This window comes from Streptococcus sp. A12 (assembly GCF_905372335.1).
In the GTDB taxonomy this organism is placed as follows: Bacteria; Bacillota; Bacilli; order Lactobacillales; family Streptococcaceae; genus Streptococcus.
Map to the genome: position 1 here is coordinate 30489 of NZ_CAJPOU010000004.1, position 26174 is coordinate 56662.

General features: G+C 45.3%; 25 protein-coding genes and 2 pseudogenes. 10 read left to right on the forward strand and 17 right to left on the reverse strand.

Features of this window, described 5'->3' with window-relative positions:
• The first annotated feature begins 149 nt into the window (after nucleotides 1-149).
• Together QZ158_RS01100 and QZ158_RS01105 are read left to right on the forward strand one after the other, a co-directional pair.
• Nucleotides 150-1328: a hydroxymethylglutaryl-CoA synthase gene (locus tag QZ158_RS01100; RefSeq protein ID WP_293873451.1), complete on the forward strand. Its 1179-nt coding sequence runs from the start codon at nucleotides 150-152 to the stop codon at nucleotides 1326-1328.
• Nucleotides 1321-2589, forward strand: coding sequence for a hydroxymethylglutaryl-CoA reductase, degradative (locus QZ158_RS01105; protein WP_293873454.1), 1269 nt, complete (start codon nucleotides 1321-1323; stop codon nucleotides 2587-2589). The genes QZ158_RS01100 and QZ158_RS01105 overlap by 8 nt, the downstream gene beginning before the upstream one ends.
• 46 nt (nucleotides 2590-2635) lie before the next feature.
• Here QZ158_RS01105 and fni read toward each other — a convergent pair whose 3' ends face one another.
• From fni to QZ158_RS01140, 7 genes are all read right to left on the reverse strand, one after another.
• Nucleotides 2636-3652 (reverse strand): type 2 isopentenyl-diphosphate Delta-isomerase, encoded by a 1017-nt coding sequence (gene fni / locus QZ158_RS01110; RefSeq protein WP_293873457.1) that lies wholly within the window; start codon nucleotides 3650-3652, stop codon nucleotides 2636-2638.
• Nucleotides 3630-4655 (reverse strand): phosphomevalonate kinase, encoded by a 1026-nt coding sequence (locus QZ158_RS01115; RefSeq protein WP_293873460.1) that lies wholly within the window; start codon nucleotides 4653-4655, stop codon nucleotides 3630-3632. The genes fni and QZ158_RS01115 overlap by 23 nt, the downstream gene beginning before the upstream one ends.
• Entirely contained in the window at nucleotides 4645-5595 is a 951-nt protein-coding gene (gene mvaD / locus QZ158_RS01120; RefSeq protein ID WP_293873463.1) for a diphosphomevalonate decarboxylase, read from the reverse strand. The genes QZ158_RS01115 and mvaD overlap by 11 nt, the downstream gene beginning before the upstream one ends.
• Entirely contained in the window at nucleotides 5577-6455 is an 879-nt protein-coding gene (gene mvk / locus QZ158_RS01125) for a mevalonate kinase (protein ID WP_293873466.1), read from the reverse strand. Before mvk ends, mvaD begins: the two co-directional genes overlap by 19 nt.
• Nucleotides 6456-6574: 119 nt before the next feature.
• A complete protein-coding gene (locus QZ158_RS01130; RefSeq protein WP_023027285.1) occupies nucleotides 6575-7528 on the reverse strand; it encodes a serine hydrolase domain-containing protein in 954 nt (317 codons plus the stop codon).
• Between the two features lie 35 nt (nucleotides 7529-7563).
• Nucleotides 7564-8298, reverse strand: coding sequence for a CppA N-terminal domain-containing protein (locus QZ158_RS01135; protein ID WP_125329221.1), 735 nt, complete (start codon nucleotides 8296-8298; stop codon nucleotides 7564-7566).
• 105 nt (nucleotides 8299-8403) lie between these two features.
• The gene (locus tag QZ158_RS01140) at nucleotides 8404-9684 is read right to left on the reverse strand and encodes a DUF308 domain-containing protein (protein WP_293873479.1); all 1281 of its coding nucleotides are present in this window, start codon (nucleotides 9682-9684) and stop codon (nucleotides 8404-8406) included.
• 101 nt (nucleotides 9685-9785) lie between these two features.
• On the opposite strand from QZ158_RS01140, the gene QZ158_RS01145 reads away from it, so the two are divergent.
• The 3 genes from QZ158_RS01145 (at nucleotide 9786) to QZ158_RS01155 (ending at nucleotide 13375) form a co-directional block, all read left to right on the forward strand.
• Nucleotides 9786-12065: a Xaa-Pro dipeptidyl-peptidase gene (locus tag QZ158_RS01145; protein WP_293873482.1), complete on the forward strand. Its 2280-nt coding sequence runs from the start codon at nucleotides 9786-9788 to the stop codon at nucleotides 12063-12065.
• A gap of 112 nt (nucleotides 12066-12177) precedes the next feature.
• On the forward strand, nucleotides 12178-12693 hold the full coding sequence (locus QZ158_RS01150; RefSeq protein ID WP_048690819.1) for a DUF536 domain-containing protein: 516 nt from the start codon (nucleotides 12178-12180) through the stop codon (nucleotides 12691-12693).
• A gap of 88 nt (nucleotides 12694-12781) precedes the next feature.
• Nucleotides 12782-13375, forward strand: coding sequence for a 3'-5' exonuclease (locus QZ158_RS01155; RefSeq protein WP_293873486.1), 594 nt, complete (start codon nucleotides 12782-12784; stop codon nucleotides 13373-13375).
• Between the two features lie 477 nt (nucleotides 13376-13852).
• Here the strand turns inward: QZ158_RS01155 and QZ158_RS01160 are convergent, their stop codons facing one another.
• Together QZ158_RS01160 and QZ158_RS01165 are read right to left on the reverse strand one after the other, a co-directional pair.
• Entirely contained in the window at nucleotides 13853-14152 is a 300-nt protein-coding gene (locus QZ158_RS01160) for a YbaB/EbfC family nucleoid-associated protein (protein ID WP_293873488.1), read from the reverse strand.
• 140 nt (nucleotides 14153-14292) lie between these two features.
• Nucleotides 14293-15638, reverse strand: a pseudogene (locus tag QZ158_RS01165) (Nramp family divalent metal transporter).
• 284 nt (nucleotides 15639-15922) lie between these two features.
• Between QZ158_RS01165 and QZ158_RS01170 the strand changes: the two are divergent.
• The 3 genes from QZ158_RS01170 (at nucleotide 15923) to QZ158_RS01180 (ending at nucleotide 19248) form a co-directional block, all read left to right on the forward strand.
• Nucleotides 15923-16453 carry a hypothetical protein gene (locus tag QZ158_RS01170; protein ID WP_006595548.1) on the forward strand — a complete coding sequence of 177 codons (531 nt, stop codon included), beginning with the start codon at nucleotides 15923-15925 and terminating at the stop codon, nucleotides 16451-16453.
• Nucleotides 16454-16540: 87 nt separating this feature from the next.
• Nucleotides 16541-17713: an NAD(P)/FAD-dependent oxidoreductase gene (locus QZ158_RS01175; protein WP_293873493.1), complete on the forward strand. Its 1173-nt coding sequence runs from the start codon at nucleotides 16541-16543 to the stop codon at nucleotides 17711-17713.
• 197 nt (nucleotides 17714-17910) lie between these two features.
• Nucleotides 17911-19248, forward strand: a complete 1338-nt coding sequence (locus QZ158_RS01180) for a sodium-dependent transporter (RefSeq protein ID WP_293873495.1) — start codon at nucleotides 17911-17913, stop codon at nucleotides 19246-19248.
• Here the strand turns inward: QZ158_RS01180 and QZ158_RS01185 are convergent.
• The 7 genes from QZ158_RS01185 to tsaB all read right to left on the reverse strand — a co-directional run bounded on the left by QZ158_RS01185 (nucleotide 19241) and on the right by tsaB (nucleotide 23310).
• Complete coding sequence (locus QZ158_RS01185) at nucleotides 19241-19414, reverse strand: hypothetical protein (RefSeq protein WP_293873497.1); 174 nt, start codon at nucleotides 19412-19414, stop codon at nucleotides 19241-19243. The genes QZ158_RS01180 and QZ158_RS01185 overlap by 8 nt on opposite strands.
• A 90-nt stretch (nucleotides 19415-19504) precedes the next feature.
• Nucleotides 19505-19957, reverse strand: a complete 453-nt coding sequence (locus QZ158_RS01190) for a hypothetical protein (protein ID WP_293873499.1) — start codon at nucleotides 19955-19957, stop codon at nucleotides 19505-19507.
• Between the two features lie 124 nt (nucleotides 19958-20081).
• Complete coding sequence (locus tag QZ158_RS01195; protein ID WP_293873501.1) at nucleotides 20082-20411, reverse strand: AzlD domain-containing protein; 330 nt, start codon at nucleotides 20409-20411, stop codon at nucleotides 20082-20084.
• Complete coding sequence (locus tag QZ158_RS01200; protein WP_293873503.1) at nucleotides 20398-21093, reverse strand: AzlC family ABC transporter permease; 696 nt, start codon at nucleotides 21091-21093, stop codon at nucleotides 20398-20400. Before QZ158_RS01200 ends, QZ158_RS01195 begins: the two co-directional genes overlap by 14 nt.
• 87 nt (nucleotides 21094-21180) lie before the next feature.
• On the reverse strand, nucleotides 21181-22203 hold the full coding sequence (gene tsaD, locus QZ158_RS01205; protein ID WP_293873505.1) for a tRNA (adenosine(37)-N6)-threonylcarbamoyltransferase complex transferase subunit TsaD: 1023 nt from the start codon (nucleotides 22201-22203) through the stop codon (nucleotides 21181-21183).
• Nucleotides 22193-22630, reverse strand: coding sequence for a ribosomal protein S18-alanine N-acetyltransferase (gene rimI / locus QZ158_RS01210; RefSeq protein ID WP_293873507.1), 438 nt, complete (start codon nucleotides 22628-22630; stop codon nucleotides 22193-22195). Before rimI ends, tsaD begins: the two co-directional genes overlap by 11 nt.
• Nucleotides 22627-23310, reverse strand: coding sequence for a tRNA (adenosine(37)-N6)-threonylcarbamoyltransferase complex dimerization subunit type 1 TsaB (gene tsaB, locus QZ158_RS01215; RefSeq protein ID WP_293873509.1), 684 nt, complete (start codon nucleotides 23308-23310; stop codon nucleotides 22627-22629). Before tsaB ends, rimI begins: the two co-directional genes overlap by 4 nt.
• Nucleotides 23311-23592: 282 nt before the next feature.
• Between tsaB and QZ158_RS01220 the strand changes: the two genes are divergently transcribed.
• Nucleotides 23593-23823, forward strand: coding sequence for a DNA-dependent RNA polymerase subunit epsilon (locus tag QZ158_RS01220; protein ID WP_006595537.1), 231 nt, complete (start codon nucleotides 23593-23595; stop codon nucleotides 23821-23823).
• 3 nt (nucleotides 23824-23826) lie between these two features.
• Complete coding sequence (locus QZ158_RS01225; protein ID WP_293873513.1) at nucleotides 23827-25509, forward strand: ribonuclease J; 1683 nt, start codon at nucleotides 23827-23829, stop codon at nucleotides 25507-25509.
• A gap of 96 nt (nucleotides 25510-25605) precedes the next feature.
• Here the strand turns inward: QZ158_RS01225 and QZ158_RS01230 are convergent.
• A pseudogene (locus tag QZ158_RS01230) lies at nucleotides 25606-26174 on the reverse strand (type I glutamate--ammonia ligase); the annotation flags it as partial.

The window sequence follows — 26174 nt, forward strand, 5'->3', positions numbered from 1 at the left end:
TCCTCTTTTTTTCAAAAAATCCCCTTGCCCAACTCGGTCCTAAGAATGATTTCCATACTGTTCTGGATTTTTCAAGGGAGTTTTGCTCTCAAATATGGTAAAATAGTAACGAAATATACTAGTAGATATCAAATTAAAAGAGGTTATTTATGACAATCGGTATTGATAAGATTGGATTTGCGACCAGCCAATATGTCTTGCGCTTAAGTGAGCTAGCGGCTGCTCGAAATACTGATCCAGAAAAACTCAGTAAAGGGCTCTTATTGAAAGAACTAAGTATTGCCCCTATTACAGAGGATATCGTCACACTTGGAGCAAGTGCCAGCCATAGTATTTTAACCGAAGAAGAAAAAGAAGAAATCGATATGGTCATCTTAGCGACCGAGTCAGGAATTGACCAGAGTAAGGCTGCTGCTGTTTTCGTTCACGGTCTCCTAGGAATCCAACCCTTTGCTCGGAGCTTTGAAATGAAGGAAGCCTGCTATGCTGCAACGGCCGCTTTGGACTATGCTAAACTTCATGTTGAAAAGTTCCCACAGAGCAAGGTCTTGGTCATTGCCAGCGATATTGCAAAATATGGGATCGACACCCCTGGAGAGCCGACTCAAGGAGCTGGATCTGTCGCTATGCTGGTGACGCAGAACCCACGTATCCTAGCCTTTAACGATGATAATGTAGCTCAGACCCGAGATGTCATGGATTTCTGGCGTCCCAACTATTCCAGCACACCCTTTGTCAATGGGATTTATTCGACCCAACAGTACTTGGATTGCTTGAAAACAACTTGGACAGAGTATCAAAAACGGACTGGCTTAACCTTGGATGATTTTGCGGCGGTCTGCTTCCACCTGCCTTATCCCAAGCTCGCCCTCAAGGGCTTAAAAAAGATTCTTGACAAGGGTCTTTCTCCTGAGAAACAAGCCCAATTGCAATACAATTTTGAACAATCCATTCTCTACAGCCAAAAGGTTGGGAATATCTATACGGGTTCCCTCTTCCTAGGTTTGCTTTCTCTCTTAGAGAATCAGCCTCAACTAGTGGCTGGCGACCGGATCGCCCTCTATGGATATGGAAGTGGCGCAGTCGCTGAGATTTTTAGTGCTCACTTGGTCGAAGGATTTGAGCAAATGCTCCATCCAAACCGTATGGCAGAATTGGATCAGCGAAAAGCTCTTACGATTGACGAATATGAGAAGATCTTCTTCGAAGAGGCACAATTAGATGCTGAAGGCAATCAAATCTTCCAAGGTTACCAAGATCAAACCTATGCCTTATCAGAAATCAACGAACACCAACGAACCTATGTAAAGGTAGAACACCATGGTTAAATTAACTGGTTTTTCAAAAGCAAGTCCAGCAGAGCGCATCGAGAAACTGGCTCAGGCCGGACTCCTTTCAGAAGAAGGTCTACAAACAGTAAGGGACAATGAACCATTGCCCCTTTCTCTTGCCAATGAAATGGTCGAAAACGTCCTTGGCACCTTGACTTTACCCTTTGGTCTAGCTCCTGGCTTCCAGATAGATGATCAGGAAATCCAAGTCCCAATGGTGACGGAAGAACCTTCTGTCATCGCTGCTGCTTCTTACGCTGCTGGACTAATCAAGCGCTCAGGTGGGTTTCAGACCCAGGTTCACAAGCGTCAAATGATCGGTCAAGTGGCTCTCTATGACGTTAGCCATAAAGAAAAGGCCAGTCAGGCGATTACAGAAGCTAAAGAAGAACTGCTCCAACTGGCCAATCAAGCCTATCCTTCCATCGTTAAACGGGGAGGTGGGGCACGAGATCTCTGGACAGAGGTGAAAGGGGACTTTCTCATTTGCTACCTATCTGTCGATCCAAAAGAGGCCATGGGGGCTAATATGCTCAACACCATGCTAGAAGCCCTGGTCAACCCTTTAGAAGATTTATCCGAGGGCCAGGGATTAATGGCCATTCTGTCTAACCTAGCGACAGATGCCCTGGTCACGGCAAGTTGTCACATAGACTACCGCTTCCTCAGTCGCGAACCCAAGGAAGCGGCCGAAATCGCTCAAAAAATAGCTCTGGCCAGTCAACTAGCGGCTGTTGATCCTTATCGAGCAGCGACTCACAACAAGGGAATTTTTAATGGTATCGATGCTGTCGTCTTGGCAACTGGGAATGACTGGCGGGCGATTGAAGCGGGTGGCCATACCTATGCTAGTCGATCTGGACAAGCTCAAGGACTATCTAGTTGGATAGCTCATCCAGATCAGCAAGTCCTAGAAGGCCAGTTGACTCTTCCCATGCCTATCGCTACCAAGGGAGGCTCCATCGGACTCAATCCAAGTGTTCAAGTGGCTTATGACCTACTTGGAAATCCCGATGCCCAAACTCTTGCGCGGATCATTGTTTCCGTTGGCCTGGCTCAAAACTTTGCAGCGCTTAAGGCCTTGGTCAGCACCGGTATTCAGCATGGGCATATGAAACTCCAGGCTAAGTCACTCGCCCTACTTGCCGGCGCTAGTCCGTCGGAGGTGGCTCCAGTGGTTCAAGCCCTGTTAGAAGACAAACCTTTTAACCTAGAAAAAGCCCAAGCTATTTTAGAGAACATTCGTCAAAGCAATTAAAAAATCCCTCCGTTCACACGGAGGGATTTTTGCTAGTTTCTTCAAGTTAATCATGGATAGAGGAGATTTGTTCGTATCCTTCTTTTACGCGGCCATAAAGAAGATAGGGAACCTTTCTCAAATCGGCAAGTGTCTGACAAGAAAGAGCACACATGATCAGGCGTAAATCCTCTTTCCAAGCATTGACTTGGGCGATGACCTCTTCAATCGGCTGTGTCTCTACCAATTCTAAAATGGTCCGAGAAAGACCGACCCCCTTGGCTCCTAGAACCAGTGCCTTGATCATATCCAAAGGATGACGAACGCCACCAGAGGCGAGAACCTCAACCTGATCCATCAGTGGTTGAGCCCCAAGCAAGGCTTGAACCGTTGTTTGTCCCCAGTCATTGAGATAGGAACGATTGCCTCCCCGACGGTTTTCGATATAGGCAAAACTGGTTCCGCCTCTACCAGAAATATCAACGGTCCTGACACCTAATTCGATGGCTCTTTGGATAGTTCCGGCGTCCATACCAAAACCAACCTCTTTTAGCACCAATGGCACAGGTAGATGCTTTGCATAGTCTGCTAAGTGGTCTTGCCAGTTTCTAAAGCTTCGTTCCCCTTCGGGCATGAGAAGCTCCTGCATGAGGTTGACATGGAGTTGGAGAAAGAGAGGCTGGGTCTCCTCAATGGTCTGCAAGCCCAGTTCAAGCGGTTTGTCAATCCCGATATTGGTCGCAAAGAGAAGGTCCGGATAAAGGTCCTTGACTCGATAGGAGCTGTCCTGGGGATCTTTTAAAGCTGCACTATAGGAACCCGTCACAAAGAGAATGCCACAGGCTTCTGCCACCTGGGCTAACTTCCGATTGATCTCTCCTCCCTTGGCACTGCCACCTGTCATGGCATTGATATAAAAAGGGTAGTCCCAGTCACGACCCGCAAAATGGGTCTTCAAATCCACCTCATCTAAATCGATAGTTGGTAAAGAGGAATGAATCAACTCAACCTCATCAAAGCTATTGTAATCCGGAGTTTGCTCCAAGGCCAAGCGAATATGTTCATCCTTTCGGTTGGTCGTCATACTCTCCCATCCTTTCTGAATATAATAAATCAATCCCTGCTTCTTGCCAGCGTCTGACGATTTCTTGGGCAGCATCCTCCTTAAATGCGAGGGCTATCCCACAATCTCCTCCTCCAGCTCCACTAGATTTTGCAATAACCGCTAATCCTTCTTCTGCCCTCTTTAATTGGGCCAGTTTTTTGGTATAAATCACCTCATTGAGAGATCGAAGTAAGTCACTAGCCCGACTGATAGAAGACCAGGCCAAGTCTCGATCTCCCTCTTGAAAGGCAACTAAGAGGTCTTGTACAGCCTGCTCCGTCCCCTCTAAGAAGACAGGATCAATAGCTGAACGAACCTGGTTAATCAAGTCTCTTGAAATAGCGGGTTCCTGGGTCCAGCCCACCAAGAAAGTATAGGACAACTGAGGGGCAAGAGGCTGGATTTCATATCCCCAATCCAGGGCTAAGATCTGGTCCAGATCCTGATCTTGTAATTGCTCAGCTAGCGCCCGTCGGTCAAAAGAGCGGTAGCTAACCAAGCTTTCATAGGCAATACAAGCTAGGTCTCCCATAGAGCCATTGTCTCCACGTCGAATCAAGACCAAACAGGCCAAACGAAAGAGCAAGTCTGCTGACAGGGGAAAATCATAAAGAGCTGCCATGGCTTTAAGGGTCAACAAGACCACACTGCCACTAGAGCCGATTCCGAATTTCTTACCTTCTCGCTCAAATTTCCCCTCAATACCTAAATCAAAGGGAGCAAGTGCCACTCCTTGTGACTGGAGGTAGGCGTTCATCAGATGCACGGTTTCTTGAATCAGGGCATAGTCTGCCTGCGGAGTCAAATCAACCGCAAAGGAAAACATGTCCGACTGAATCCGATAAGTAGATGACGGTTGAATTTCTGCCTGCATGTAAATGGGAATAAACTGAATAATGGCTGTTTGTCCCGGGGTTAAGATAGAATATTCCCCAGCGATATACAGCTTCCCACCTGCTCGAACTGCTTTCTTATTCTTCATGGGATAGATCCTTGGTCTTGGAAACAATGATACGATAATCTTGTTCAAAAAGTGGAACTAACTGGTCCAGATCCTCTTCTAGACAGAGAACCTTCACATTCGGTCCTGCATCCATGGTGAAGTAGCACCGTTTCCCTTCGTTACGAAGAGAGCGCACGAAATCCATGGCCTCATAGCTCTTTTCCGTCAAATAGGAGAAGGAGGGGCTAGCAGTCTTGGTTGTAGAATGCATAAAAAGAGCATTCCGCTCGGTCAATTCCCCTACTTTTTCAAAGTCATTGTCCTTTAGATAAGCCAGCATATCTTGGTAATCCTGAGCTGACTGGCGGATCCATTCTTGGAAATTGCTAGAGGTTTCCGTGCACCGTTTCATCCCTTCCCGGCTAGAAAGAATTTTTTGTTGGTCGTTTAACACTAGCATGATCATAGCCAGTTTGAGGTCCGTTTCCACCTGGTAAATTTCCCCAGTATCCTTGTCCCAAGCAGCTAAGGGGCCAAAGAAGGAACGAGAAGACGAACCGGAGGCAAACTTAGCCGCTTGAGCTTGTTCTGCCTGCGTCATTCCCAGTTGGTAATAGCGATTGCAGGCTTTTACCAAGGCAGATAAGCCACTGGAACTAGAAGAAAGTCCTGCAGCTGTCGGCATATTGTTGCTGGTATCAACCCGCACAAAGCCTGTCTCCCCTTCTGGTTTAAAACGGTCGATGACTGCTCCAATCTTGGCCTGCTCCGCTTCATTCTGGAAGACCCCATCAATAAAGAAGGCATGGGACTTGGCTTCAGGCCCCAAAGGACTAAGTCGAGTCTCCGTATACATATTTTCCAAGGTCAAGGAAATGGAACTAGTTGATGGCACCATTGCTTCACTGTTTTCCTTGCCCCAATACTTAATAATGGCGATATTGGCATACGATTTCACGCTTACAGGTTTTCGATCCATAACTCCTCCACTCCTTTATTTCTTAGTTCTTTTGCGATCATCTCTGCTTGTTCCTGGTCTGCAGCAAGGGCAATGATACAGCCACCGAGCCCACCACCACTCATCTTGGCTCCCAAGGCTCCACTCCCTAAGGCTAGTTCCACCAATTGATCCGCTTCTGGACAACTCACTCCCACTGCTTGCAAATGATGATGGCAGTCTGTTAAGATGCGTCCCAAGGTGGGAGCATCTTTTTGAGCAAGAGCTTTTTCTGCGTACTCAGTTAGAAGTCCAATTTCATGGAAACTAGCGAGGGCTGCTGTTCCCAACTCCTTGACCTTCTGAATGGCTTCTTTGGTATGGCCATGGATACCTGTATCTGCAATGACCAGCTTGGCACCCAAATTAACCTCTAATTCACTGAAGCCGACATTTCGAATGAATTTAATCGGCTGATCGCTGAGACAGGTCTTGGCATCCAGCCCACTTGGATTCACATGGGCAATCATTTCCGCTCGATTAACCAAGATTTCCAAAGTCTCTTGACTCAAATCTCGCCCAAAGTAATCAAAGACTGCTCGAATTGCCGCAATACTGACAGCAGCCGAGGACCCCATCCCCCGCTGGGACGGAATCATGGAGTCAATCCGGCAAGCGATAGCCGCCTCCTCAATCCCCAAATGCTCTAAAGAAGCGTAAACGGCCATAGATAAGCTATCATTCTCAAAAAGGACCCACGGACGCTCCGCAGGTACAATCTGACAAGTGACCTGAATGTTAAGGAGGGGCAGGGCAATGGCTGGATAGCCATAAACAACCGCATGCTCTCCTATTAAAATAATCTTGCTATGTGCTTGTCCGACACCTATCGATTTCGTCATACGTCTCTCAGTTATCTTCGTTCTTTCTGCTATAGATTGCTTAATACAATCCTCTCTCCTTCCATTTTAATATAAAAAAAGAAAAAAAGCGATGGCTAAACCACGCTTCTTTCTCCGTCTTAGGAAGGATTTTTTCCGGTTCCTTCCATTTCTCTTTTGATGAGCTCCATGAGTTGATTCCGATCCAGGATCCATTGGGCCCGCTCATCTTTTTCATAGGTCCGATTGGATAGGAAAATAGCTGCCAATTGGAGCTTGCGATTATAGAGAAGGAAGGTTCCTGTATAACCTGTATGGTCCAACCAGTCTCCTTCCAGATTCCAGGCCAGAGAGCGCATCTTCCCTTTTTCTAAAGCATAGTTCTGCGATAAAATCTCTGCAAAAGGATCCTGTAAGTAATGCTCCAGGAAAATTTCCATATCTCTAATGGTCGAAAACAGACCTGCACTTCCGGCATGGACTCCCAGTACACGCGCTTTCGGATCATGGACGACACCAGCTGGAACGCCACGAAGGGTTGGCACCGCTTGAGAAACCGGGCCAAAAGTAGTCTCCTTCATTTGCCAAGGTGCAAAGACTTGCTCCTGAAAAATCTGGGCCAAATCCTGACCATACCACTTCTCCAGAAGAAAGCCCAACAAAAGAAAATTGACATCTGTATAGTGGAACTGGCGATTGTCCTTGAGCTTCAAACGGTGCAGGGCTTCTTTTAAGCCCTCAGCATCCAAGTCATCTCGTCTAGGGATGAAAGGATCCAGCCCAGAAGTATGGGTTAAAAGCTGACGGATGGTCACCTCTGCCTGCTCCATATCCGGATAGTGAGAAGCTAAGGGACGATCGATATCAATTTGCCCTTGTCGGACCAGAAAAGCAAGAACCGTTCCAACTCCGACGACCTTACTCACACTGGCTAAATCATAGGTCAAGCCAGGAATAACTGGCTCTTGCTTGTCTGGATCAGCTAGTCCCAAGTAATACTCCTGCCAGCTTCCTTTCTGATAGAGCGCAAGAGAGGCACCTGGGTAGATGCCTGCTCCTATTTGCTCTTGAATTTTTTGGATGATTTTTTCCATTTTTCTTCACTCATTTCAATCAGCCAAAGACTTGCTTAGGCTTCGAACCACCATTCAATCTTGCTTGGATCCTCAACCAAGACAAATTGTTGCCTTTTTGGTACAAAAGTCACCTGATCTCCAAAGCAAGAGGCCACTTCACTTGCTACAAATGGCTCTAGAATGACCTTGACCTGACAAAGGTCCCAAGTCTGTCCATTAGCTAGTGTGAGGTCCGGACCATCTGATGCTTCTAAGTCTAAATACTCTTCTAAGCCAGGTAGTTGTTGATAGAAAGCTGTAGAAGTCTCTACATTAGGTACACGAAGAACTATCTTTTCTACGAAAAACTCCGTCAAGGTTGTAAACTCTTCATTCGCTTGAAAATCTGGAACTTCCTCAATTTCAGTTAAACTGTCCACTTGCTCTTCCGCATGGAGCAAGATACGATCTCCTTCTGGCGAAAGAGCTTCAAAGGCATAGCCATTTTCCCCTCTGAAGAGGCGATCAACTTGATGACCACGAGCCAGAAGCCACTCAATTTCTTGCGGGTTGGTCACGCGAATCTTTAAGCAAGCCAAGCGTTTTGGTCCCTCAACCTTACGGGTTCTCATACTAGGGGATTCCTCTAAATAGAGGCGGTCTGTCTTCGATTGATCTCCAAGGGATAATAAAGCCCCATCTTCCAACAGGGTTTTCATTCCTAAGACCTTTTCAAAAAAATCTTGATTGACATTTCGATTGTTTGTTTTTAATACAGGTGAAATACTACTAATTTTATTTATGCACATAATTCCTCCAAGTCTTTTATATTTTAAAAGATTTTCTTTTTTTTTACAAGAAATCTTGTGCAAAAAAGACAGATTTCTCAAAATTTTGAATCTGTCTTTCTTTACTTAATATACTGTTCGTGTATGGACCCGCCCGTTTGGAGCTTCAAATTCGTATTCTAAGTAATCCTGATAGGTCCCTGGTGCAATCACTCCACGCACATCTAATATAGCCGTTCCCGCTTGTCCCACAATTGAATCTGCTAACAGGCAGCAATTCGTAGACAGAACAAAGTAAGATTTAAAACGCGAAGAAGTAAATTTATATAGCTCAGCCCCTAAATCATATTTCAATTTGTAAGCGTAGGTCGGCTGACCGTCTTCCAGTAACCTACTAGGTGGATCCCAAGGTTCTAACAACTGATCAATTTCAGCTAGACGCTTCTCTACTGCCTGATTCTCTTCTTCGGTAAGGGATAGGCTGTAGCCAAACAGCGTCTTTTGACTCTCTTTTTTACATAGTTCGATGTATGGTTCCTTATCCACTTTAAACAGTACGCCATCCCCAATCGTCCCAAATAGACGCTCTGAAAAGGGATCGTAACTTCCGTAAGAAATGACCTTCCCCTGATAACAAATATCTACATGCCCAATCGCTCCAAATAAGTTGCTGTCAGAAGTATGAACCAAAATTTCTAATTCCCTTGCCTCTTCTTCTTTTTTCACCAATCGATAAGGGCCTGTGTGTCCCGCCGAGCTCCCTTTTTGAAGAAACTGGTTAAACCGTTTTAACTCCTTAGCAGGGATAAAGGCTGCAAAGATAACCGGTAGGCTAATACGAAAGCGACGTTTTAACTCTTGGCCTTGTTGGTCTTTGTCAAATAAAATACCATCTCGAATATTAGAAATCCCCAACAAGACCAGATAAGCCCCCAAGAGGATAAATTGGAAGTGCCCATCTGAACCAGGTTCCAAGACAGTTGCTAGACCAATCCCACCGTTTAAAAGCGCATCCCATAAATAGAGCCAGCCTCCTTTTACCCGATTGGCCTTATAAAGCCAAAATGTGATCCCATAGACAATGGCACTCCCCAACTGATATGCCCCTAAACAAATCACAACTAAGTTTACGGGCAGACTACTCAGTCGATTCAACCAGATCAACGCAAGTGAAAGAAAAATAAACCAAATAGAGTGGCTATAGGAAATAGACTTGCTACGTAACAAAAAGCGAAGAAGAAAGCTTCCTAGTCCATCAACTAAAAAGTAAATGGCTAATAGATCCAAGGAAAATTTTGTGAAACCAACACCGTTTCGAAAAATGAGGATCCCAAAAATGACGGCAAGAACCCCAAACAATAAAGTCCGTCTTCTTGCAACTTCTTCAACAGATAATTTTCTCACCATGACACCCTCCTTCAGAGATCAAAGGTCTTTAGACAAATACTATTTTATCACGTATAATATAAGAAGTAAAGAAACAGTGAAGCTGATAAAAGGAGCATCCTATGAAATTCAATCAATATAGCTATCTACCAGTCGACCAAGCAGACATTCTAAAGGAACTGAAAGAAATCGGGTTTGACCTTCCCCTTCATCTTACAGAGAAAGAACTGTTTGAATGGTTTGTTCGCAAGGTTTATTTCACCTACAAAAATACAGATTATCCTCTCTCTAACCTAGTGGCGGATGCTGAAACAGATCTCCTGAGCTATTTCCAATCTGACCGCGAATGGTCTCCAAATATTTTCTACACAGTGGCCCTCCAATTGCTCGGTTTCCGCTATTTTATTGACTTTGAAAATACGGACAGCTTCTTAAAAGAAGTCCAAATTCCGATTGAGTATGGAAACTTGGTTGAGAACCTCTATCACCTCCTCAATACTCGAACAGTCAAAGGGAATTTACTCATTGAACAGTTGGTCAGTGATGGCTTGATCCCTGAAGACAATCGCTACCACTTTTTCAACGGAAAAAGTCTAGCTACCTTTAACTGCCATGATGTGATTCGTGAGGTGGTCTATGTGGAAAGTCGGATTGATAGCGACCAAGATGGCCTTCCAGATTTGATCAAGGTCAATATTATTCGCCCTCGCTATGAAGGAAAAATTCCAGCCGTCATGACTGCCAGCCCTTATCACCAAGGAACCAATGACAAGGCCAGTGACAAGGCTCTCTATAATATGAATGTGGACCTGGAGAAAAAAGAAGCAAGAAGCATCCAAGTCAGTCAACCCACGCTCGAAACCGTTGACCCAGTTGGAGAAGCCCGACTGGTCTCTGAGGCTGAAGAAACCCTCACTCATATCAACAGCAGTTATACTCTCAATGACTACCTTCTCGCCCGTGGCTTCGCCAATCTCTACGTCTCCGGTCTAGGAACCAAGGATTCCCAAGGCTTGATGACTAACGGGGATTACCGCCAAATCGAGGCCTATAAAAATGTCATCGACTGGCTCAACGGACGCTGTCGTGCCTTCACAGACCATAGTCGCCAACGCCAAATCAAGGCTGATTGGTCTAACGGCAAGGTTGCTACGACGGGCTTATCCTACCTAGGAACCATGTCCAATGGACTGGCTACCACAGGGGTTGATGGCCTAGAAGTGATCATCGCAGAAGCTGGTATTTCCTCTTGGTACAACTACTACCGCGAAAATGGCCTTGTCACAAGTCCTGGTGGCTATCCTGGAGAGGATTTTGATTCGCTCGCTGAGTTGACCTATTCACGCGCCCTTCGGGCTGGAGACTATCTCCGCCACCATGCAGCCCATCTAGCGGATTTGGAACGGCTTAAAGAGCAAATAGATCGCAAAACAGGGGACTACAACCAATTCTGGCATGACCGCAACTATCTCCTTCAGGCAGACAAAGTCAAGGCAGAGGTCGTCTTCACCCATGGTTCCCAAGACTGGAACGTGAAGCCCCTCCATGTATACCAAATGTTCCAAGCCCTTCCAGCCAACATCAAGAAACACCTCTTCTATCACAATGGGGCCCATGTCTATCTCAACAACTGGCAGTCCATTGACTTCCGTGAGAGCATGAACGCCCTCCTTTCTAAAAAATTACTGGGCTATGATTCAAGTTATGAATTGCCAACCGTCATCTGGCAGGACAATACAGGAGAACAAAGTTGGACCTCCTTGGAAGACTTTGGCAATCAAACAGCCCAACGGGCCTTCCCACTCGGAGATGGTGAGAAAGTCATCCAAAACCGCTATGCGACAGAAGACTATGAGCGCTATGGCAAGGCCTATCCAACTTTCTTAACCGACCTCTACCAAGATAAGGCCCAACAAGTAACGATCGATCTTCCAATCGAAGAGGACCTGCACCTCAACGGAAAAGCTCACCTTCACCTGCGGCTCCAATCTAGCACAAACAAAGGCTTGCTCTCAGCCCAACTCATGGAGCTAGGAAGTAAGAAATACCTCCAACCCTATCCAGCTGTCCTATCCGTCCGTACACTGGATAACGGTCGCTACCATATGCTGGACAACTTGACTGAATTGCCATTTAAGGAAGCCGGCCAACGAGTGATTACAAAGGGGTATCTTAACCTCCAAAACCGTCATGATCTCTTACAAGTCGAACCTGTGACCCCTGGAGAATGGATGGAATTCGACTTTGAACTCCAACCAACCATCTACAAACTGGAGAAAGGGACCACTCTTCGTCTCGTCCTTTATACAACCGACTTCGAGATCACTGTCCGCGACCAAACAGACTACCAACTCACCATTGATCTGGCCAACTCCAGCTTAACCCTTCCTGAGATGGATTAAGGAATTTCATGCTTTTTCCTTGTCGTCCCTTCCCTTGCTTGATTTGACAGCCTTGCCTACTTATGATAATATCTAAGAGAGTATTTCATAGAAAAAGAGTTTAGAGGATATTATGGCTATCGAAAAAACAGTCAGCGAAATTGCTGAAATTCTAGGAGTTAGTCGCCAAGCGGTCAATAACCGTGTCAAGGCCCTAGATCCTGAAGATACAGAAAAAAATGATAAGGGAGTTACCGTCGTAACCCGTAGTGGCTTGATTAAGCTAGAAGAAATCTACAAAAAGACCATCTTTGAAGACGAGCCCGTCAGCGATGATGTGAAACAGCGTGAATTGATGGAAATTTTGGTAGATGAAAAAAATGCCGAAATCGTCCGTCTCTACGAACAACTAAAAGCAAAAGACGACCAGCTAAAATCCAAAGATGAGCAATTAGCTAAAAAGGATGAGCAGTTGCGTGTCAAAGATGTTCAGATTGCTGAAAAAGACAAACAGCTCGACCAACAACAACAGCTAACCCTTCAGGCTATGAATGACCGTGAAACATTGAAATTAGAATTAGATCAAGCCAATGAAAAGGTTCAAGAACAAGAGAGTAAAGGCTTCTGGAGACGCGTCTTTGGTCGCTAAAAACTGACTTCGGTCAGTTTTTTCTATGCCTTTGCCTCCCCTCAATAATTAGAAAATCCAAAAACACCCAATAGATGAAGGAGTTCCCTTGAAAGAATTAAGCCACTATGTCTCCTTTGATTTAGAATTTAATCAATTTGAAGGAAAGTACCACATTATCCAAGTTTCTGCTGTCCGCTTTGCAGATGGCCAAGAAGTTGCCCACTATGATTCCTATGCCTATACGGATAAACCACTAAAGAGCTTTATCAATGGCCTCACCGGGATCACATCTGATAAAATCCTCCAAGCTCCCCCACTCGAGCAAGTCCTAGCGGAGTTCCGAGATTTTGTTGCAGATAGTCCCATCATTGGATACAATGCCATCAAGAGTGACCTCCCTATCCTAGCGGAAAATGGGCTAGAGTTCACAGACCAATATGCTGTTGATGTCTTTGAAGAAGCTTCTAAACGCCGCCCTTCTGACCTCCATGGGATTAAAAACTTGCAGCTCCATACAGTTGCTCAGTTTTTAGGAGTAGCTGGAAAATCGCATGATAGTCTAGAAGATGCCCGGATGACTGCTCTTGTTTATGAAGCCTTTCTCGAATCAGACCGGGCCCGGCAACTCCTAACCGAACAAGAATCCTTTTCTACCTCTCCTTTTGGTGGATTGGACCTCTCCAATTTTTTTAACGACTAAAAAAACCTCTATCGATGATAGAGGTTTTTGAATATAGATAAACTAGTGTTTTACATAAAACAGCTAGATGACTTTCAAAAAATGACTTATATTTTTTAGTCATTTAAGAAGATGAAAAACTTTCCGCTGTGAGAAAAGTGCTAGAAACACTATTGTTTCTAGCACTCGGGAGTTTTGAGAGTAAAACAGTTTGGGAAACTGTTTTAGCCTGAGCCCGGAAATTAAAGAGCGAGGGGGTTCAAAACGAATTGAACACGGGCTGCGGATTGTGTCAAAAAGATAAGTTTTCCTAGAACCGAAAGATTCTGCGTCAAACTTCCTATTTTGACTTTATCCGCAGACGCCCTTTGTATCTTAATAAGTCATGGAACTTCTTCGAAGTTCGCTGACGTCCGTACTCACCTAAGGAAAGTTTTTCATAAGACTTTATTTTCAATCTAAAACCTCTATAATCTGATAGAGGTTTTCTCTATATGTTTAGAATGGTAATTTACCAGCAAAAGCTCCCAATTTTTTCTTGGTTGCCGCATCAATTTCTTCGATGGCCGCATTGATAGCTTGAACGGTCATATCAGAAAGACTTTCTGTATCTTCTGGGTCTACGACTGCCGGGTTAAATTCGATGGATACCACCTTTTTATCACCCGTCAAGGTAGCGACGACCAAGTCCTGAGCAGACTTGCCAACAAATTGAGAAGCAGCCAATTCTGCCTGACTTTGTTCCATTTGTTTCTGAAGCTTTTGTGCTTGCTTCATCATATTCTGCATATTCATCATAAGATTTTCTAGATTCCTTTCGTATCAAGGGGTTAGGACCTCTTGTTTAATGGTTACTGCCCACTTCTGCCTATTTTCTAGCTAGATGGGAACTTCCCTTCTATTATAGCATGTTTTCCTCGTCCGACAAAGCTGATTTTTTATTTAAAGAGCGTCGTCACAATGAGTTGGACGTTTAACAGAGTTAAAAGAGTCGCTACTCCGTAAGCTAAGTAGGTATTCCATTTTGCATTGACAAATTCTCCCATGATTTTTTTATTGGAGGTAAAGTAAACCAAGGGAAAAATTGAAAATGGTAGAGCCAGAGACAAGAAGACTTGAGAATAGACCAACAAATCATCTAGAACACTTTCCTGGTCTCCAAAGAGAAAGGCGACTATCAGGACAGGAGTGAGGGCCAGCATCCGTGTAAAGAGGCGGACAAGCCATTGAGGAAGGCGGAATTTAAGGAAACCTTCCATGACAATTTGTCCTGTTAGAGTTCCTGTAATTGTTGAATTCTGACCACTTGCTAACAAAGCAACAGCAAACAAGGTGGATAGAAAAGGACTTGCAATAGCTCCTGCAATAGCATTGTTTTGCAAGGCATCATACATACTAGAGAAGGCTCCAATTTCTTCTGCGTGTCCAAAGAAGAGGGCCGCTCCGAGAATCAACAAGAGAGAGTTGACAACAAAAGCCAGGGTCAATTCAATATTAGAGTCCAGGTCATGAAACGCACAGCCCGACGAACATCTGCAGGATCCTCATAATCGACCTTGCGTGTCTGTGAAATGGAGGAATGCAAATAGAGATTATGGGGCATGACGGTTGCACCAATAATCCCCAAGGCCAGCGTCAAGGCTTGTGATCCCTTAGGAAGACCGATACCTACAATTTCTTTCTGAGGAAGAAAGCCAGCAAAAATGCCACCTATATCTGGTTTTGATAGGACCACAAGATAGATAAAAATCCCCAGAATGGTCAAAATCAAGGTGGAGACAATAGCCTCAATCTTACGAAAACCTAAGTGAATGAGTCCAAGGAGGAGGAAGACATCCAGGATGGTGACCAAAATAGAAAAGAGCAAGGGCCATCCGAACAGCAAATGTAGTGCAATCCCGGAACCAATGACTTCTGCTAAATCTGTCGCCATCAAGGCTAATTCAATCACTATCCAGAGAATATAGCGGAGCCACTTGGGCAAATGCGTCGCTGTTGTCTGGGCCAAATCCTTCCGATGGACAATCCCTAGTTTCCCAGCCATCTGTTGCAATTGCATGGCAATCAAGGAAGACAAGAGAACCACCGACAAGAGCAGGTAACGATAGTGAGCCCCTCCAACAACGCTGGTGATCCAGTTCCCAGGATCCATGTAGCCCACTGCTACTAGGCTCCCCGGACCTGAAAACAATAACAAGGTCCTCCAAAAAGAAGTTCCCTTGGGAACCTTGACGGATTGATTAATCTCTTGGAGCGATTTCCGCTCTAACTGTTCTAAACTCATGATACCCCTCTTTCCATGACGTCACTTCCCCTTGATTATAGCACAAATGAAAGATTTCGGTAAATTTTCTTTGCGTTTTCAAAAAATGCCCTTCTTCGTCCCCACTTCCCCATTTTCTTCGTATTCCTTTAGCGATTTTTTCTCCTTTGCTCCTCCAAAATGAACCGAATAGCTTCAAAAATGAACCAAATAGATTTTTCCCCCTATCTGACTTCAAAAGCTTGTATACTATTCGTAACTGAAAGATAGCTCAGTTATTTACTCAATAGCAAAGGAAAGAAACTATGATCTATGTCATTGAATACAATTATCCCTCTAAGATGTTGGTCGAACATATTAACAACTATCTAGAGAAAAAACGGGTTCGTAATCTACCAGTCAAGCTGGTCTATAATGGAAATATCTCCTATATCGACTATGACTTGAAAAACATCTACTTCTTCTCCTGTCAAGGAAATTCTGGAATCAACGCCTACAAAGAGCTGGAACGCATCCGAAGAAATGATCCCTTCGGACGCATTATCGTTCACTCTAACAAGGTAGACGGACGTAGACTCATGGACCATAAGCTACAAGTCTATGGTTTGATGGAACTCAGCCTTAGTGACTACGGAAAGCCAGACCTTTATTATCAAGAGCTCGACTTCTTACTAGGCGATCTCTACGAAGAGCTCTGGGAAATGGCGGCAGAAGCCAAGTACGCTGCTGGGAAGAAAACTAATCAGCTCTTCCCACGCTGGGGTCCTGAAATCGGCATTTACCCACCTAAGCGTTATTCCATCCACCTCCGTCAAAATCCAGACGAAGACAATTAACTCATAAAAAGTGGAGCCTGGGGACAGGGTCCATTTTTTATGTTACAATGAACTGGAAATAAAACGAGACGAGAAAAAGGAGACCTTATGAACCACTACGATACCATTGTCATCGGAGGAGGCCCTGCTGGTATGATGGCCACCATCTCCAGCGCCTTCTACGGGCAAGCAACCCTCCTCTTGGAAAAGAACCGCAAACTAGGGAAAAAACTAGCTGGGACTGGTGGAGGCCGGTGCAATGTGACCAACAATGGAAGCCTGGACGATCTCCTAGCAGGCATTCCAGGAAACGGACGTTTCCTTTACAGTGTCTTTTCTCAATTTGACAATCATGATATCATCCGCTTCTTCACAGAAAACGGGGTCAAGCTCAAGGTCGAAGACCATGGTCGTGTCTTTCCAGCTTCAGATCGTTCCCAAACGATTATTCAAGCTCTGACAGATAAGATTGCCGAGCTTGGCGGTCAAGTCCGCTGCCAGGTAGAGGTAACCTCTGTGAAGAAAATCGATGGACAATTCGTCATCAAATCAAAAGACGAGACCTGGACGGCAGATCGCTTGATTGTGACAACTGGTGGAAAGTCCTACCCTTCGACGGGCTCTACCGGCTTTGGCCACGATATCGCCCGTCACTTCCACCACACTATTACAGAACTAGAAGCTGCTGAAAGCCCGCTCCTGACAGATTTCCCCCACAAGGCCCTTCAAGGGATTTCCTTAGATGATGTGACCCTCCACTATGGCAAACACCACATTACCCATGACCTCCTCTTTACCCACTTTGGCCTGTCTGGCCCGGCCGCCCTTCGCATGTCAAGCTTTGTCAAAGGAGGAGAGATCCTAACACTAGACAGTCTCCCTCACTATTCTAAGGAAGAACTCTCAGCAATCCTAGAGGAAAACCGGGAAAAATCTCTAAAGAATGTTCTGAAGGCCTATCTGCCAGAACGCCTGGCGGAATTCTTTGCCCAGGATTTTCCCGAAAAGGTGAAGCAACTCTCTCCTAAAGAAATCGATGCCGTACTAGCGAAAATAAAGGAACTCCCTATCCCTGTAACTGGAAAGATGTCCTTGGCCAAATCTTTTGTAACCAAAGGTGGTGTCAGCCTCAAGGAAATCAATCCCAAGACCTTAGAAAGTAAATTGGTCCCCGGTCTTCATTTTGCTGGGGAGGTCCTGGATATCAATGCCCATACAGGAGGATTTAACATTACTTCTGCCCTCTGTACCGGTTGGGTGGCCGGAAGTCTCCACTATTGACAGCTTTTTCAAAAGATGTTAGGATTATTTTTAGAACAAATCCAGCAACAAACATAAGAGTCGTCTTCTTAGAGATGTCACTTGGAGTTTTTATGGCTATTTAGTTCGTACTAAATAGCCTTTTTCTTTTGTCTATGAAAGAGCCTTTGCTGGCCTTTGCTTTCTTCCTATATTTGAATTAGAAATGGAGAATCCATATGGAAAAATCTCAATGGGGTTCCAAAATTGGCTTTATCCTAGCCTCTGCAGGTTCTGCAATTGGGCTTGGGGCTGTTTGGAAGTTCCCCTATATGACCGCCGCTAACGGGGGCGGAAGTTTCCTTCTTGTTTTTTTGATAGCAACTCTACTTATCGGTTTCCCGCTCTTACTAGCTGAATTTACTCTAGGACGTGCAGCTGGTGTCTCTGCCATTAAAACCTTTGGAAAACTCGGTGGCCGTCGCCTCTATGATGGGATCGGTTGGATCGGTGCCTTTGCCCTATTTATCCTCCTCTCCTTCTACAGTGTCATCGGTGGTTGGATCCTGATTTATCTAGGTGTTGCCTTGGGAGAGTTATTCCAACTTCTCTCAGTTAGTGACTATACCCAGCTCTTTGGAGAGATTATTTCAAATCCCTGGTTGGCTCTTGGGGCCCAGGCCATCTTCATCCTCCTCAATGTCTTGATTGTTTCCAAGGGGGTAGAACAAGGAATTGAAAAGGCCTCAAAATTCATGATGCCTCTTCTCTTCATTATTTTCTTAGTCATGATTGGTCGTTCCTTGACCTTACCTGGCGCTTGGGAGGGTGTCAGTTATTTCCTCAAGCCAGACTTCTCCAAGATGACTAGCCAAGGTCTGCTCTACGCTTTGGGGCAATCGTTTTTCGCTCTCTCGCTAGGGGTGACAGCCATGTTGACTTATGCTTCTTATTTGGACAAGGACACTGACCTGGTCCAATCCGGGATTTCCGTCGTCTTCATGAATATCGCCGTTTCTATCATGGCGGGCTTGGCGATCTTCCCAGCCATGTCAGCCTTTCAAATCCCTTCTACTAGTGGACCGGGACTCCTCTTTGTAGTCCTGCCACAAGTCTTTGACAAGATGCCTTTTGGTACCCTCTTCTACCTGCTTTTCCTTCTTCTCTTCCTCTTTGCGACCATTACCTCATCCGTCGTCATGTTAGAGATTAATGTCGGGAACGTCACCAACCAAAACAACAAACAGCGGGCTAAATGGAGCCAAATCATTGGTCTTCTGACCTTTGTCTTTGGGATCCCATCTGCCCTTTCCTATGGAGTACTCTCCAAGTGGACCCTCTTTGGAAAATCCTTCTTTGATTGTATGGACTTTTTGGTTTCCAACCTCCTCATGCCTTTTGGAGCTCTCTGCCTCTCCCTATTTACAGGCTATATCTTTGATCAAGTTCTAGCCCAAGAAGAACTCAAGGTGGGAGAAGAGAAAACCAAGCGCTTCTTCTTCAAGCTCTGGGTTTTCTTGCTTCGCTTTGTGATTCCAATCGTCATCCTCATTGTCTTTATTACACAATTTATCTAAAACAAAATCCACGACTCCTTAGGGATTCGTGGATTTGTCTTTTTTTTGTAAGGGAAACACGGAAATCATTGTATTTGCTATAATCAAAGTCTTCATTAAGCCCTGTTACAAATACAATCGGTGTATAGTGGCCCTCTTCTAAAATGAAACCGGCTTTTACCTTCATATTGGCTCTCCCAAGTCCAGCAATCCCTGGAAGAAGGGCATCAAAAGCGCCAGGTTCGTCTGTTTCCCAGTAATAGACATTACCAGATGCTTAAACTGCCTTGGCTTTCGTTGTTGTAGTACGAACAGGATTCAAATCAGCTTGATAAAAGTTCGCTGTCGTAGTGACCGTACCGTTCGCAGACACGGTCATTTGGACATCTTTGGCAATTTCAGTTGTTCCTGTCCAAGTCCCTACCAGCTCTTCTGGCACCACTTGAGACGAATCTGTGGCCTTGTTAGTGCTTGCTGCACCAGATCCTGCATCAGTTTGACCTGAGTTTCCTGCATCTTGAGAAGCAGCTTGTGCCCCTTCTTGCGCATCCGTTTCAGTAGCTTTTGTCTCTTTCTTACCAGAAGCTGCCTTTGCTTTTTTCTGATTAGACTTCACCGTCGTTTGTGCTTCTTTGGCAGAAGAGTTGTTCTCCTCTTTATTTGAACCACAGGCTACAAGTAGGCTTGCAGAAGTTAATCCTAAAAGTGCTAAACTTGTCCATTTTTTCATCATCATGATCCCTCACTTCATTTGATAGAAACTATTATATTACAACATTACACAATGTCAATTTTTTTGAAATATTTTTGTAATATTTGCAATAAATAGTAATCTATCTAAAAATTCAGGAGATTCAGGCGACAAGCCATCGTAAGAGAGCAACCAAGACAATCCCAAATAGAACCGTTCCCATTAGGTTTTTGTAGCGAAAGGCCACTATCATGGTCGGAATGGTTGCGACCAGATCCACCCACCGGACCTGAGGGAGCTGGCCTACTTTCCCCTCTACCAGACTGGAAAGGATTAGGGCAAAAATGATGGCAATGGGAAGGTACTTTAGAAAACGCAGAACTGGATCTGGCAGCCCCCGGTATTTGACCAAAACGAAGGGCAAAATGCGTGGAATCCAGGTAACCACTGCGGACATCAAAATAACCAAGAAAATCCAACTATTCATGCGCATCGTACATCACCCCCACGAAACAACCTGTTAAAGTGGCCACTAAAACGGCCAAGGATTGGGTCAAAAAGAAGGTCAAGAGGAAAAAGCTAAAGGCCACAGCACCTAAAACAAGGAGTAAGGTAGCCATCTTCTCCGTCAAACGCATGCCTTGAAACTGACCTGCAAAAATCCCAATAAACATAGCAACTAAGGCGAAGTCCAGGCCGAAGGCACTAGGATTGGGCAAGAGAGACCCCAGGGCTGTCCCCAAAATAGTTGATGAGCCCCAGGCCAGATAACCGACCACATTATTGCCATGCATCCAGGGAACAGTGATCCGGTCACTTTTCAATTTTTCACTCAAATAAACCCCGTAACTTTCATCTGTCAACAAACTACCAATTCCAATATTATGGACCAGGCTAGCCTCCTTAAAATCAGGGGAGGTATGCAGACTCATAAGCATATTGCGCAAATTGATGAAAAAGACGGTTAAGGCAATATTCATGAGGGACGAATGAACCGCAATCAAAGAGATCATAGCAAACTGAGAAGCCCCTGCGTAAACCAAGAGACTCATCAATCCCATTTCTAAAGGGGAGAGATAGGGAGACGCCACCACACCACAGGCTAAGCCAATACTGATATAACCCAAGGCCGTCGGAAGGGCATCCCTGACCCCCTGCTGAAAATTCTTTTCCACTCTTTCTTCCTTTCTTTTTTGATGCTATCTATTATAACAAAAAAAGGGACGGGAATCGTCCTCCCGTCGTTTATGTTCGTTTTTTAACTAATCTAAGTTCTCTTCTATCGGATCAAAAGCAAGGCTAGGCTTAGCATTGAGATCTAAGCTAGCAAAATTTCCCTTATTCCATTCGCTGACACTGGCATAGGCAATCATCCCCGCATTGTCCCCGCAGAGGCGCAGAGGAGGAATGATGACCTTAACATCTGTGATCTCAGAAGCCAGGCGTTCACGAAGACCTTGATTGGCCGCGACTCCTCCCGCCACCACCAGGGTCTTAACAGGGTATCTTTCTAGGGCTTTTTTGGTCTTGGCCATCAAGATATCCATCACCGCAGCTTGGAAGGAAGCCGATAGGTCTTCCTTGGACAGGCTCTCGCCTATTTGCTCGGCATTGTGGTGGAGATTGATAAAGGCAGATTTGAGCCCTGAGAATGAGAATTCCAGATTGTCTTCCTTGATCATGGCGCGTGGGAAATCGTAGATATCCTGACCCTTATGAGCCAACTCGTCAATCTCACGACCGGCTGGATAGGTCAAGCCCATGACGCGGCCGACCTTATCATAGGCCTCTCCGACAGCATCATCACGTGTTTCCCCAACGATCTTATAATCACCCGCCTCCGAGACATAGACCAACTCGGTATGTCCTCCGCTGACCAGCAAGGCCAAGAGCGGAAATTCTAAAGGCTCAACGCTTTGAGCGGCCATCAAGTGGCCAGCCATATGATTGACAGGAATCAAAGGAACCCCATGGGCCCATGCAAAGGCCTTGGCTGCAGCAAGACCGACCAAAAGAGCTCCAACCAGACCTGGTCCGTAAGTTACCGCAACCGCTGTGACTTCTTCTTCTGTAATTCCCGCTTCTTCTAGCGCTTCCTCAATACAGGCCGTAATGACTTCGACATGGTGGCGACTGGCAACTTCTGGAACCACTCCCCCGAAGCGTTTATGGCTTTCAATTTGGCTGGCAATGACATTGGACAAGAGCTCTGTATCGTTCTTTAAGACGGCGACACTGGTCTCATCACAAGATGTTTCAAATGCCAAAATATATCTATCCTTCATTTGCTTCCCTTTTCATCATAATGGCGTCTTCGGTAGGTGCATGATAATACCCTTTCCGGCAACCAATTTCTTTAAATCCTTGTTTCTGATAGAGAATTCGAGCCGGAGTGTTTCCTTCTCTCACCTCTAAAAAGACCTCTTTCTCCTGAGGAACAGTTTCTAGTAGCTGACCAGCAATCCCGCGCCCTTGCCACTCTTTTCGAACAGCAATTTGGACGACTTCTAACTCATAGAGGTTTTCTTGCATGGCCAAGAAGCCGACCAATGCTTCCCCACTATAGGCCAAGGCATACCAATTTTGAGCTTGACCGAGATCCGCAAGGACTTGCTCCAAGGTCCAAGGACTTTGTCCATAGACATCGTCTAAGATTTCTACCAACTGAGGGGCTAGGTCTAATCGCCCCGCATCCTTCTCGATACGAATCATAGGCGTTTGATGTAGGACTGACCGGACTCTTGATGGTCCTTGAGCCAGTTTTCCTCAGCTTCTACCCGCTTGAGGTAGTTGGGCACAAAACCATGAACGGAGACAGCTTCTTTTGTAAGTCCTAGTCGACCGATCCGTACCGCATCCGGTAGGGTTTCTACCATCTGAGCACTCGGCAAGCCTTCTTGTATCTGCTCACGAAAAGCTTCCACTTCCCCAAGGAAGGTCACCTTTTCAGCTCCCTTTGCTCTTTCTAATACGGCTTCAAAAGAAAGATGCCCCTCCGGGTAGACCAGCTGATCTTCTTGGTAAAAGCCCGCATAGACATGGTTACGGCGCGCATCCATGACTGGAATGGCCAGACCTTCTATCTCTTCTGGCACCAAGGCTAGTAAGCTCGACACCCCTACTAAGTCAATCTTCAGCGTTTGAGCCAGGGTTTTAGCCGTTGCTACCGCGATCCGTAAGCCAGTATAAGATCCAGGCCCTTCTGCTACTACGATACGGTCTAAATCCGTCGGTTTCCAATCAATGCTGGCCATCAAAAATTCAATGGTGGGCATCAAGGTAATGCTGTGGTTTTTCTTGATCGTCAGTGTCAACTCTGCTAATCGGTTTTCTTCCTCCAAAAGGGCAACGGATAGGGCCTTACTGGAGGTGTCAAATGCTAATACTTTCATGTTTTCTCCTCGTTGTCTGCTTCATATTATACTACAAATAGACGCCAAACGGTAGAGGAAGCACCCCCAGACTGTGAAATCACCTGCTCTCTATCCCTCTAAAAAAGCGCTTCCTTCTGCCCTCAGAACCTGCTTGCATCTTTTCCTTAGAGCCTATTTATGGTATAATGAATAATAATTGTATCGAATCAGGACAAAGGAAAGCAAGAATAGGTGTCTCAGCTAGCTACTAGCTGTTTCTTTTCTGCTACAGTCCGAACAAGTGAAAGGAACCGAAACGAAATGATTTACAAAGTTTTCTACCAAGAAACAAAAGAACGCAACCCTCGTCGTGAAACGACTCATGCCCTCTATCTCGATATCGATGCGAAGAATGAGTTAGAAGGACGCATTGAAGCTCGTCGCCTTGTTGAAGAAAATACATCTTACAACATCGAATTTATCACTCTCTTGTCAGACCAACACCTAGAATATGAAAAAGAGTCTGGCGCATTTGAAATTACGGAGTTCTAATCCATGGCATATACCTTAAAACCTGAAGAAGTTGGTGTTTTCGCCATTGGAGGTCTCGGGGAAATCGGTAAAAATACCTATGGGATTGAATACCAAGACGAAATCATCATTGTGGATGCTGGGATCAAGTTCCCTGAAGATGATTTGTTAGGGATCGATTACGTGATTCCTGACTATTCCTATATCGTTGAAAATATCGACCGTGTCAAAGGTGTCTTGATTACCCACGGACACGAAGACCATATCGGAGGAATTCCCTTCCTCTTGAAGCAAGCCAATGTGCCAATCTATGCTGGACCTTTGGCCCTAGCCCTAATTCGTGGAAAATTGGAAGAGCATGGTCTCCTTCGTGGTGCCAAACTCTATGAAATCAACCAAAATACAGAGTTGACCTTTAAGCATATTAAAGCGACCTTCTTCCGGACGACTCACTCTATTCCAGAACCTTTGGGGATTGTTCTTCATACGCCTCAAGGAAAAATCGTCTGCACGGGAGACTTTAAATTTGACTTTACACCTGTTGGTGAGCCGGCCGACCTTCACCGGATGGCTGCACTAGGAGAGGAAGGCGTCCTCTGTCTGCTTTCTGACTCAACCAATGCGGAAGTCCCAACCTTTACCAACTCTGAAAAAGTCGTTGGCCAATCCATTATGAAGATTATTGAAGGCATTCATGGACGCATCATCTTTGCTTCCTTTGCATCCAACATCTTCCGTCTCCAACAGGCTGCAGATGCCGCTGTCAAAACTGGCCGCAAGATTGTTGTCTTTGGACGCTCGATGGAAAAAGCCATTGTCAACGGAATTGAGCTTGGCTATATCAAGGTACCACCTGGAACGATTATTGAACCAAGTGAAATCAAAGACTACCCGGCAAATGAAATCCTCATTATGTGTACAGGTAGCCAAGGGGAACCTATGGCGGCACTGTCTCGTATCGCTAACGGAACCCACCGCCAGGTGCAATTGCAACCGGGTGATACCGTTATCTTCTCATCTAGTCCAATTCCTGGGAATACAACTAGTGTGAATAAATTGATCAATATCATCTCGGAAGCAGGAGTCGATGTCATCCACGGTAAGATTAACAACATCCATACCTCTGGACACGGTGGCCAACAAGAACAAAAGCTCATGTTGCGCTTGATCAAACCCAAATACTTCATGCCTGTCCACGGTGAGTACCGCATGCAGAAGATTCACGCTGGACTCGCGCGTGATTGTGGAGTAGAGAAAGATAACATCTTCATCATGAGCAACGGAGATGTTCTTGCCCTGACGTCTAACTCAGCTCGTATCGCAGGAAGTTTCAATGCCCAAGATATCTATGTCGACGGAAATCGCATCGGAGAAATCGGAGCGGCTGTCCTTCGTGACCGCAAAGATTTATCAGAAGATGGGGTTGTCCTAGCTGTTGCGACAGTTGACTTCAAGTCGAAAATGATTTTAGCTGGACCAGATATCCTCAGCCGTGGCTTCATCTATATGAGAGAGTCCGGTGACCTGATCCGTGAAAGTCAACGCATCCTCTTCAACGCTATTCGGATCGCCTTGAAGAATAAAGATGCCAATATTCAAACCGTACACGGTGCCATTGTCAACGCCCTTCGTCCTTTCCTTTACGAAAGCACGGAACGTGAACCTATCATCATCCCGATGATTTTGACACCAGATGAAGAAAATTAAGTAAAAAGAATGGATGAGACCGGTCGGTCCCATCCATTTTCTTTGTATGAAAAATGAGCCAGGTCATCAAACCTAGCTCATTCTATATTTCTCAGCTTAGTAAAGATCTAAGTAGTTATCAATTTCCCATTGTGAAACAAAGGTTGCGTAGCTTGCCCACTCGATCCGTTTGGCTTCCAAGAAGCTGGTATAGATATGTTCACCAAGAGCATCCTTAACAACTTCATCTTCGGTCAAAGCTTTCAAAGCATTGTGAAGAGTAGATGGGAGGTCAGTGATTCCAGCTTCTTTACGCTCTTCTGCAGTCATGATGTAGATGTTTTCTTCGATAGGAGCTGGTGCTTCGATTTTGTTTTCAATACCGTGCAAACCAACTTCCAAAAGAACAGCCATAGCAATATATGGGTTGGCCATTGGGTCTACGGAACGCAATTCCAAACGTGTTCCCATACCGCGTGAAGCTGGTACACGGACCAATGGTGAACGGTTGCGGCCAGCCCAAGCGATGTAAACAGGTGCTTCATAACCTGGTACCAAACGTTTGTAGGAGTTAACGGTTGGGTTCATGATGGCTGTGTAGTTGTAGGCGTGCTTGATCAAACCGCCAAGAAAGTGATAAGCTGTTTCTGACAACTGCATTCCTTTTGGATCATTTGGATCAAAGA

What these genes read in the sequence shown, in the direction of transcription:
- QZ158_RS01100 (WP_293873451.1), top strand. Translation starts at nt 150, where the DNA reads ATGACAATCGGTATTGATAAGATTGGATTTGCGACCAGCCAATATGTC.
- QZ158_RS01105 (WP_293873454.1), top strand. Translation starts at nt 1,321, where the DNA reads ATGGTTAAATTAACTGGTTTTTCAAAAGCAAGTCCAGCAGAGCGCATC.
- fni (WP_293873457.1), bottom strand. Translation starts at nt 3,652, where the DNA reads ATGACGACCAACCGAAAGGATGAACATATTCGCTTGGCCTTGGAGCAA.
- QZ158_RS01115 (WP_293873460.1), bottom strand. Translation starts at nt 4,655, where the DNA reads ATGAAGAATAAGAAAGCAGTTCGAGCAGGTGGGAAGCTGTATATCGCT.
- mvaD (WP_293873463.1), bottom strand. Translation starts at nt 5,595, where the DNA reads ATGGATCGAAAACCTGTAAGCGTGAAATCGTATGCCAATATCGCCATT.
- mvk (WP_293873466.1), bottom strand. Translation starts at nt 6,455, where the DNA reads ATGACGAAATCGATAGGTGTCGGACAAGCACATAGCAAGATTATTTTA.
- QZ158_RS01130 (WP_023027285.1), bottom strand. Translation starts at nt 7,528, where the DNA reads ATGGAAAAAATCATCCAAAAAATTCAAGAGCAAATAGGAGCAGGCATC.
- QZ158_RS01135 (WP_125329221.1), bottom strand. Translation starts at nt 8,298, where the DNA reads ATGTGCATAAATAAAATTAGTAGTATTTCACCTGTATTAAAAACAAAC.
- QZ158_RS01140 (WP_293873479.1), bottom strand. Translation starts at nt 9,684, where the DNA reads ATGGTGAGAAAATTATCTGTTGAAGAAGTTGCAAGAAGACGGACTTTA.
- QZ158_RS01145 (WP_293873482.1), top strand. Translation starts at nt 9,786, where the DNA reads ATGAAATTCAATCAATATAGCTATCTACCAGTCGACCAAGCAGACATT.
- QZ158_RS01150 (WP_048690819.1), top strand. Translation starts at nt 12,178, where the DNA reads ATGGCTATCGAAAAAACAGTCAGCGAAATTGCTGAAATTCTAGGAGTT.
- QZ158_RS01160 (WP_293873488.1), bottom strand. Translation starts at nt 14,152, where the DNA reads ATGATGAATATGCAGAATATGATGAAGCAAGCACAAAAGCTTCAGAAA.
- QZ158_RS01170 (WP_006595548.1), top strand. Translation starts at nt 15,923, where the DNA reads ATGATCTATGTCATTGAATACAATTATCCCTCTAAGATGTTGGTCGAA.
- QZ158_RS01175 (WP_293873493.1), top strand. Translation starts at nt 16,541, where the DNA reads ATGAACCACTACGATACCATTGTCATCGGAGGAGGCCCTGCTGGTATG.
- QZ158_RS01180 (WP_293873495.1), top strand. Translation starts at nt 17,911, where the DNA reads ATGGAAAAATCTCAATGGGGTTCCAAAATTGGCTTTATCCTAGCCTCT.
- QZ158_RS01185 (WP_293873497.1), bottom strand. Translation starts at nt 19,414, where the DNA reads ATGAAGGTAAAAGCCGGTTTCATTTTAGAAGAGGGCCACTATACACCG.
- QZ158_RS01190 (WP_293873499.1), bottom strand. Translation starts at nt 19,957, where the DNA reads ATGAAAAAATGGACAAGTTTAGCACTTTTAGGATTAACTTCTGCAAGC.
- QZ158_RS01195 (WP_293873501.1), bottom strand. Translation starts at nt 20,411, where the DNA reads ATGCGCATGAATAGTTGGATTTTCTTGGTTATTTTGATGTCCGCAGTG.
- tsaD (WP_293873505.1), bottom strand. Translation starts at nt 22,203, where the DNA reads ATGAAGGATAGATATATTTTGGCATTTGAAACATCTTGTGATGAGACC.
- rimI (WP_293873507.1), bottom strand. Translation starts at nt 22,630, where the DNA reads ATGATTCGTATCGAGAAGGATGCGGGGCGATTAGACCTAGCCCCTCAG.
- tsaB (WP_293873509.1), bottom strand. Translation starts at nt 23,310, where the DNA reads ATGAAAGTATTAGCATTTGACACCTCCAGTAAGGCCCTATCCGTTGCC.
- QZ158_RS01220 (WP_006595537.1), top strand. Translation starts at nt 23,593, where the DNA reads ATGATTTACAAAGTTTTCTACCAAGAAACAAAAGAACGCAACCCTCGT.
- QZ158_RS01225 (WP_293873513.1), top strand. Translation starts at nt 23,827, where the DNA reads ATGGCATATACCTTAAAACCTGAAGAAGTTGGTGTTTTCGCCATTGGA.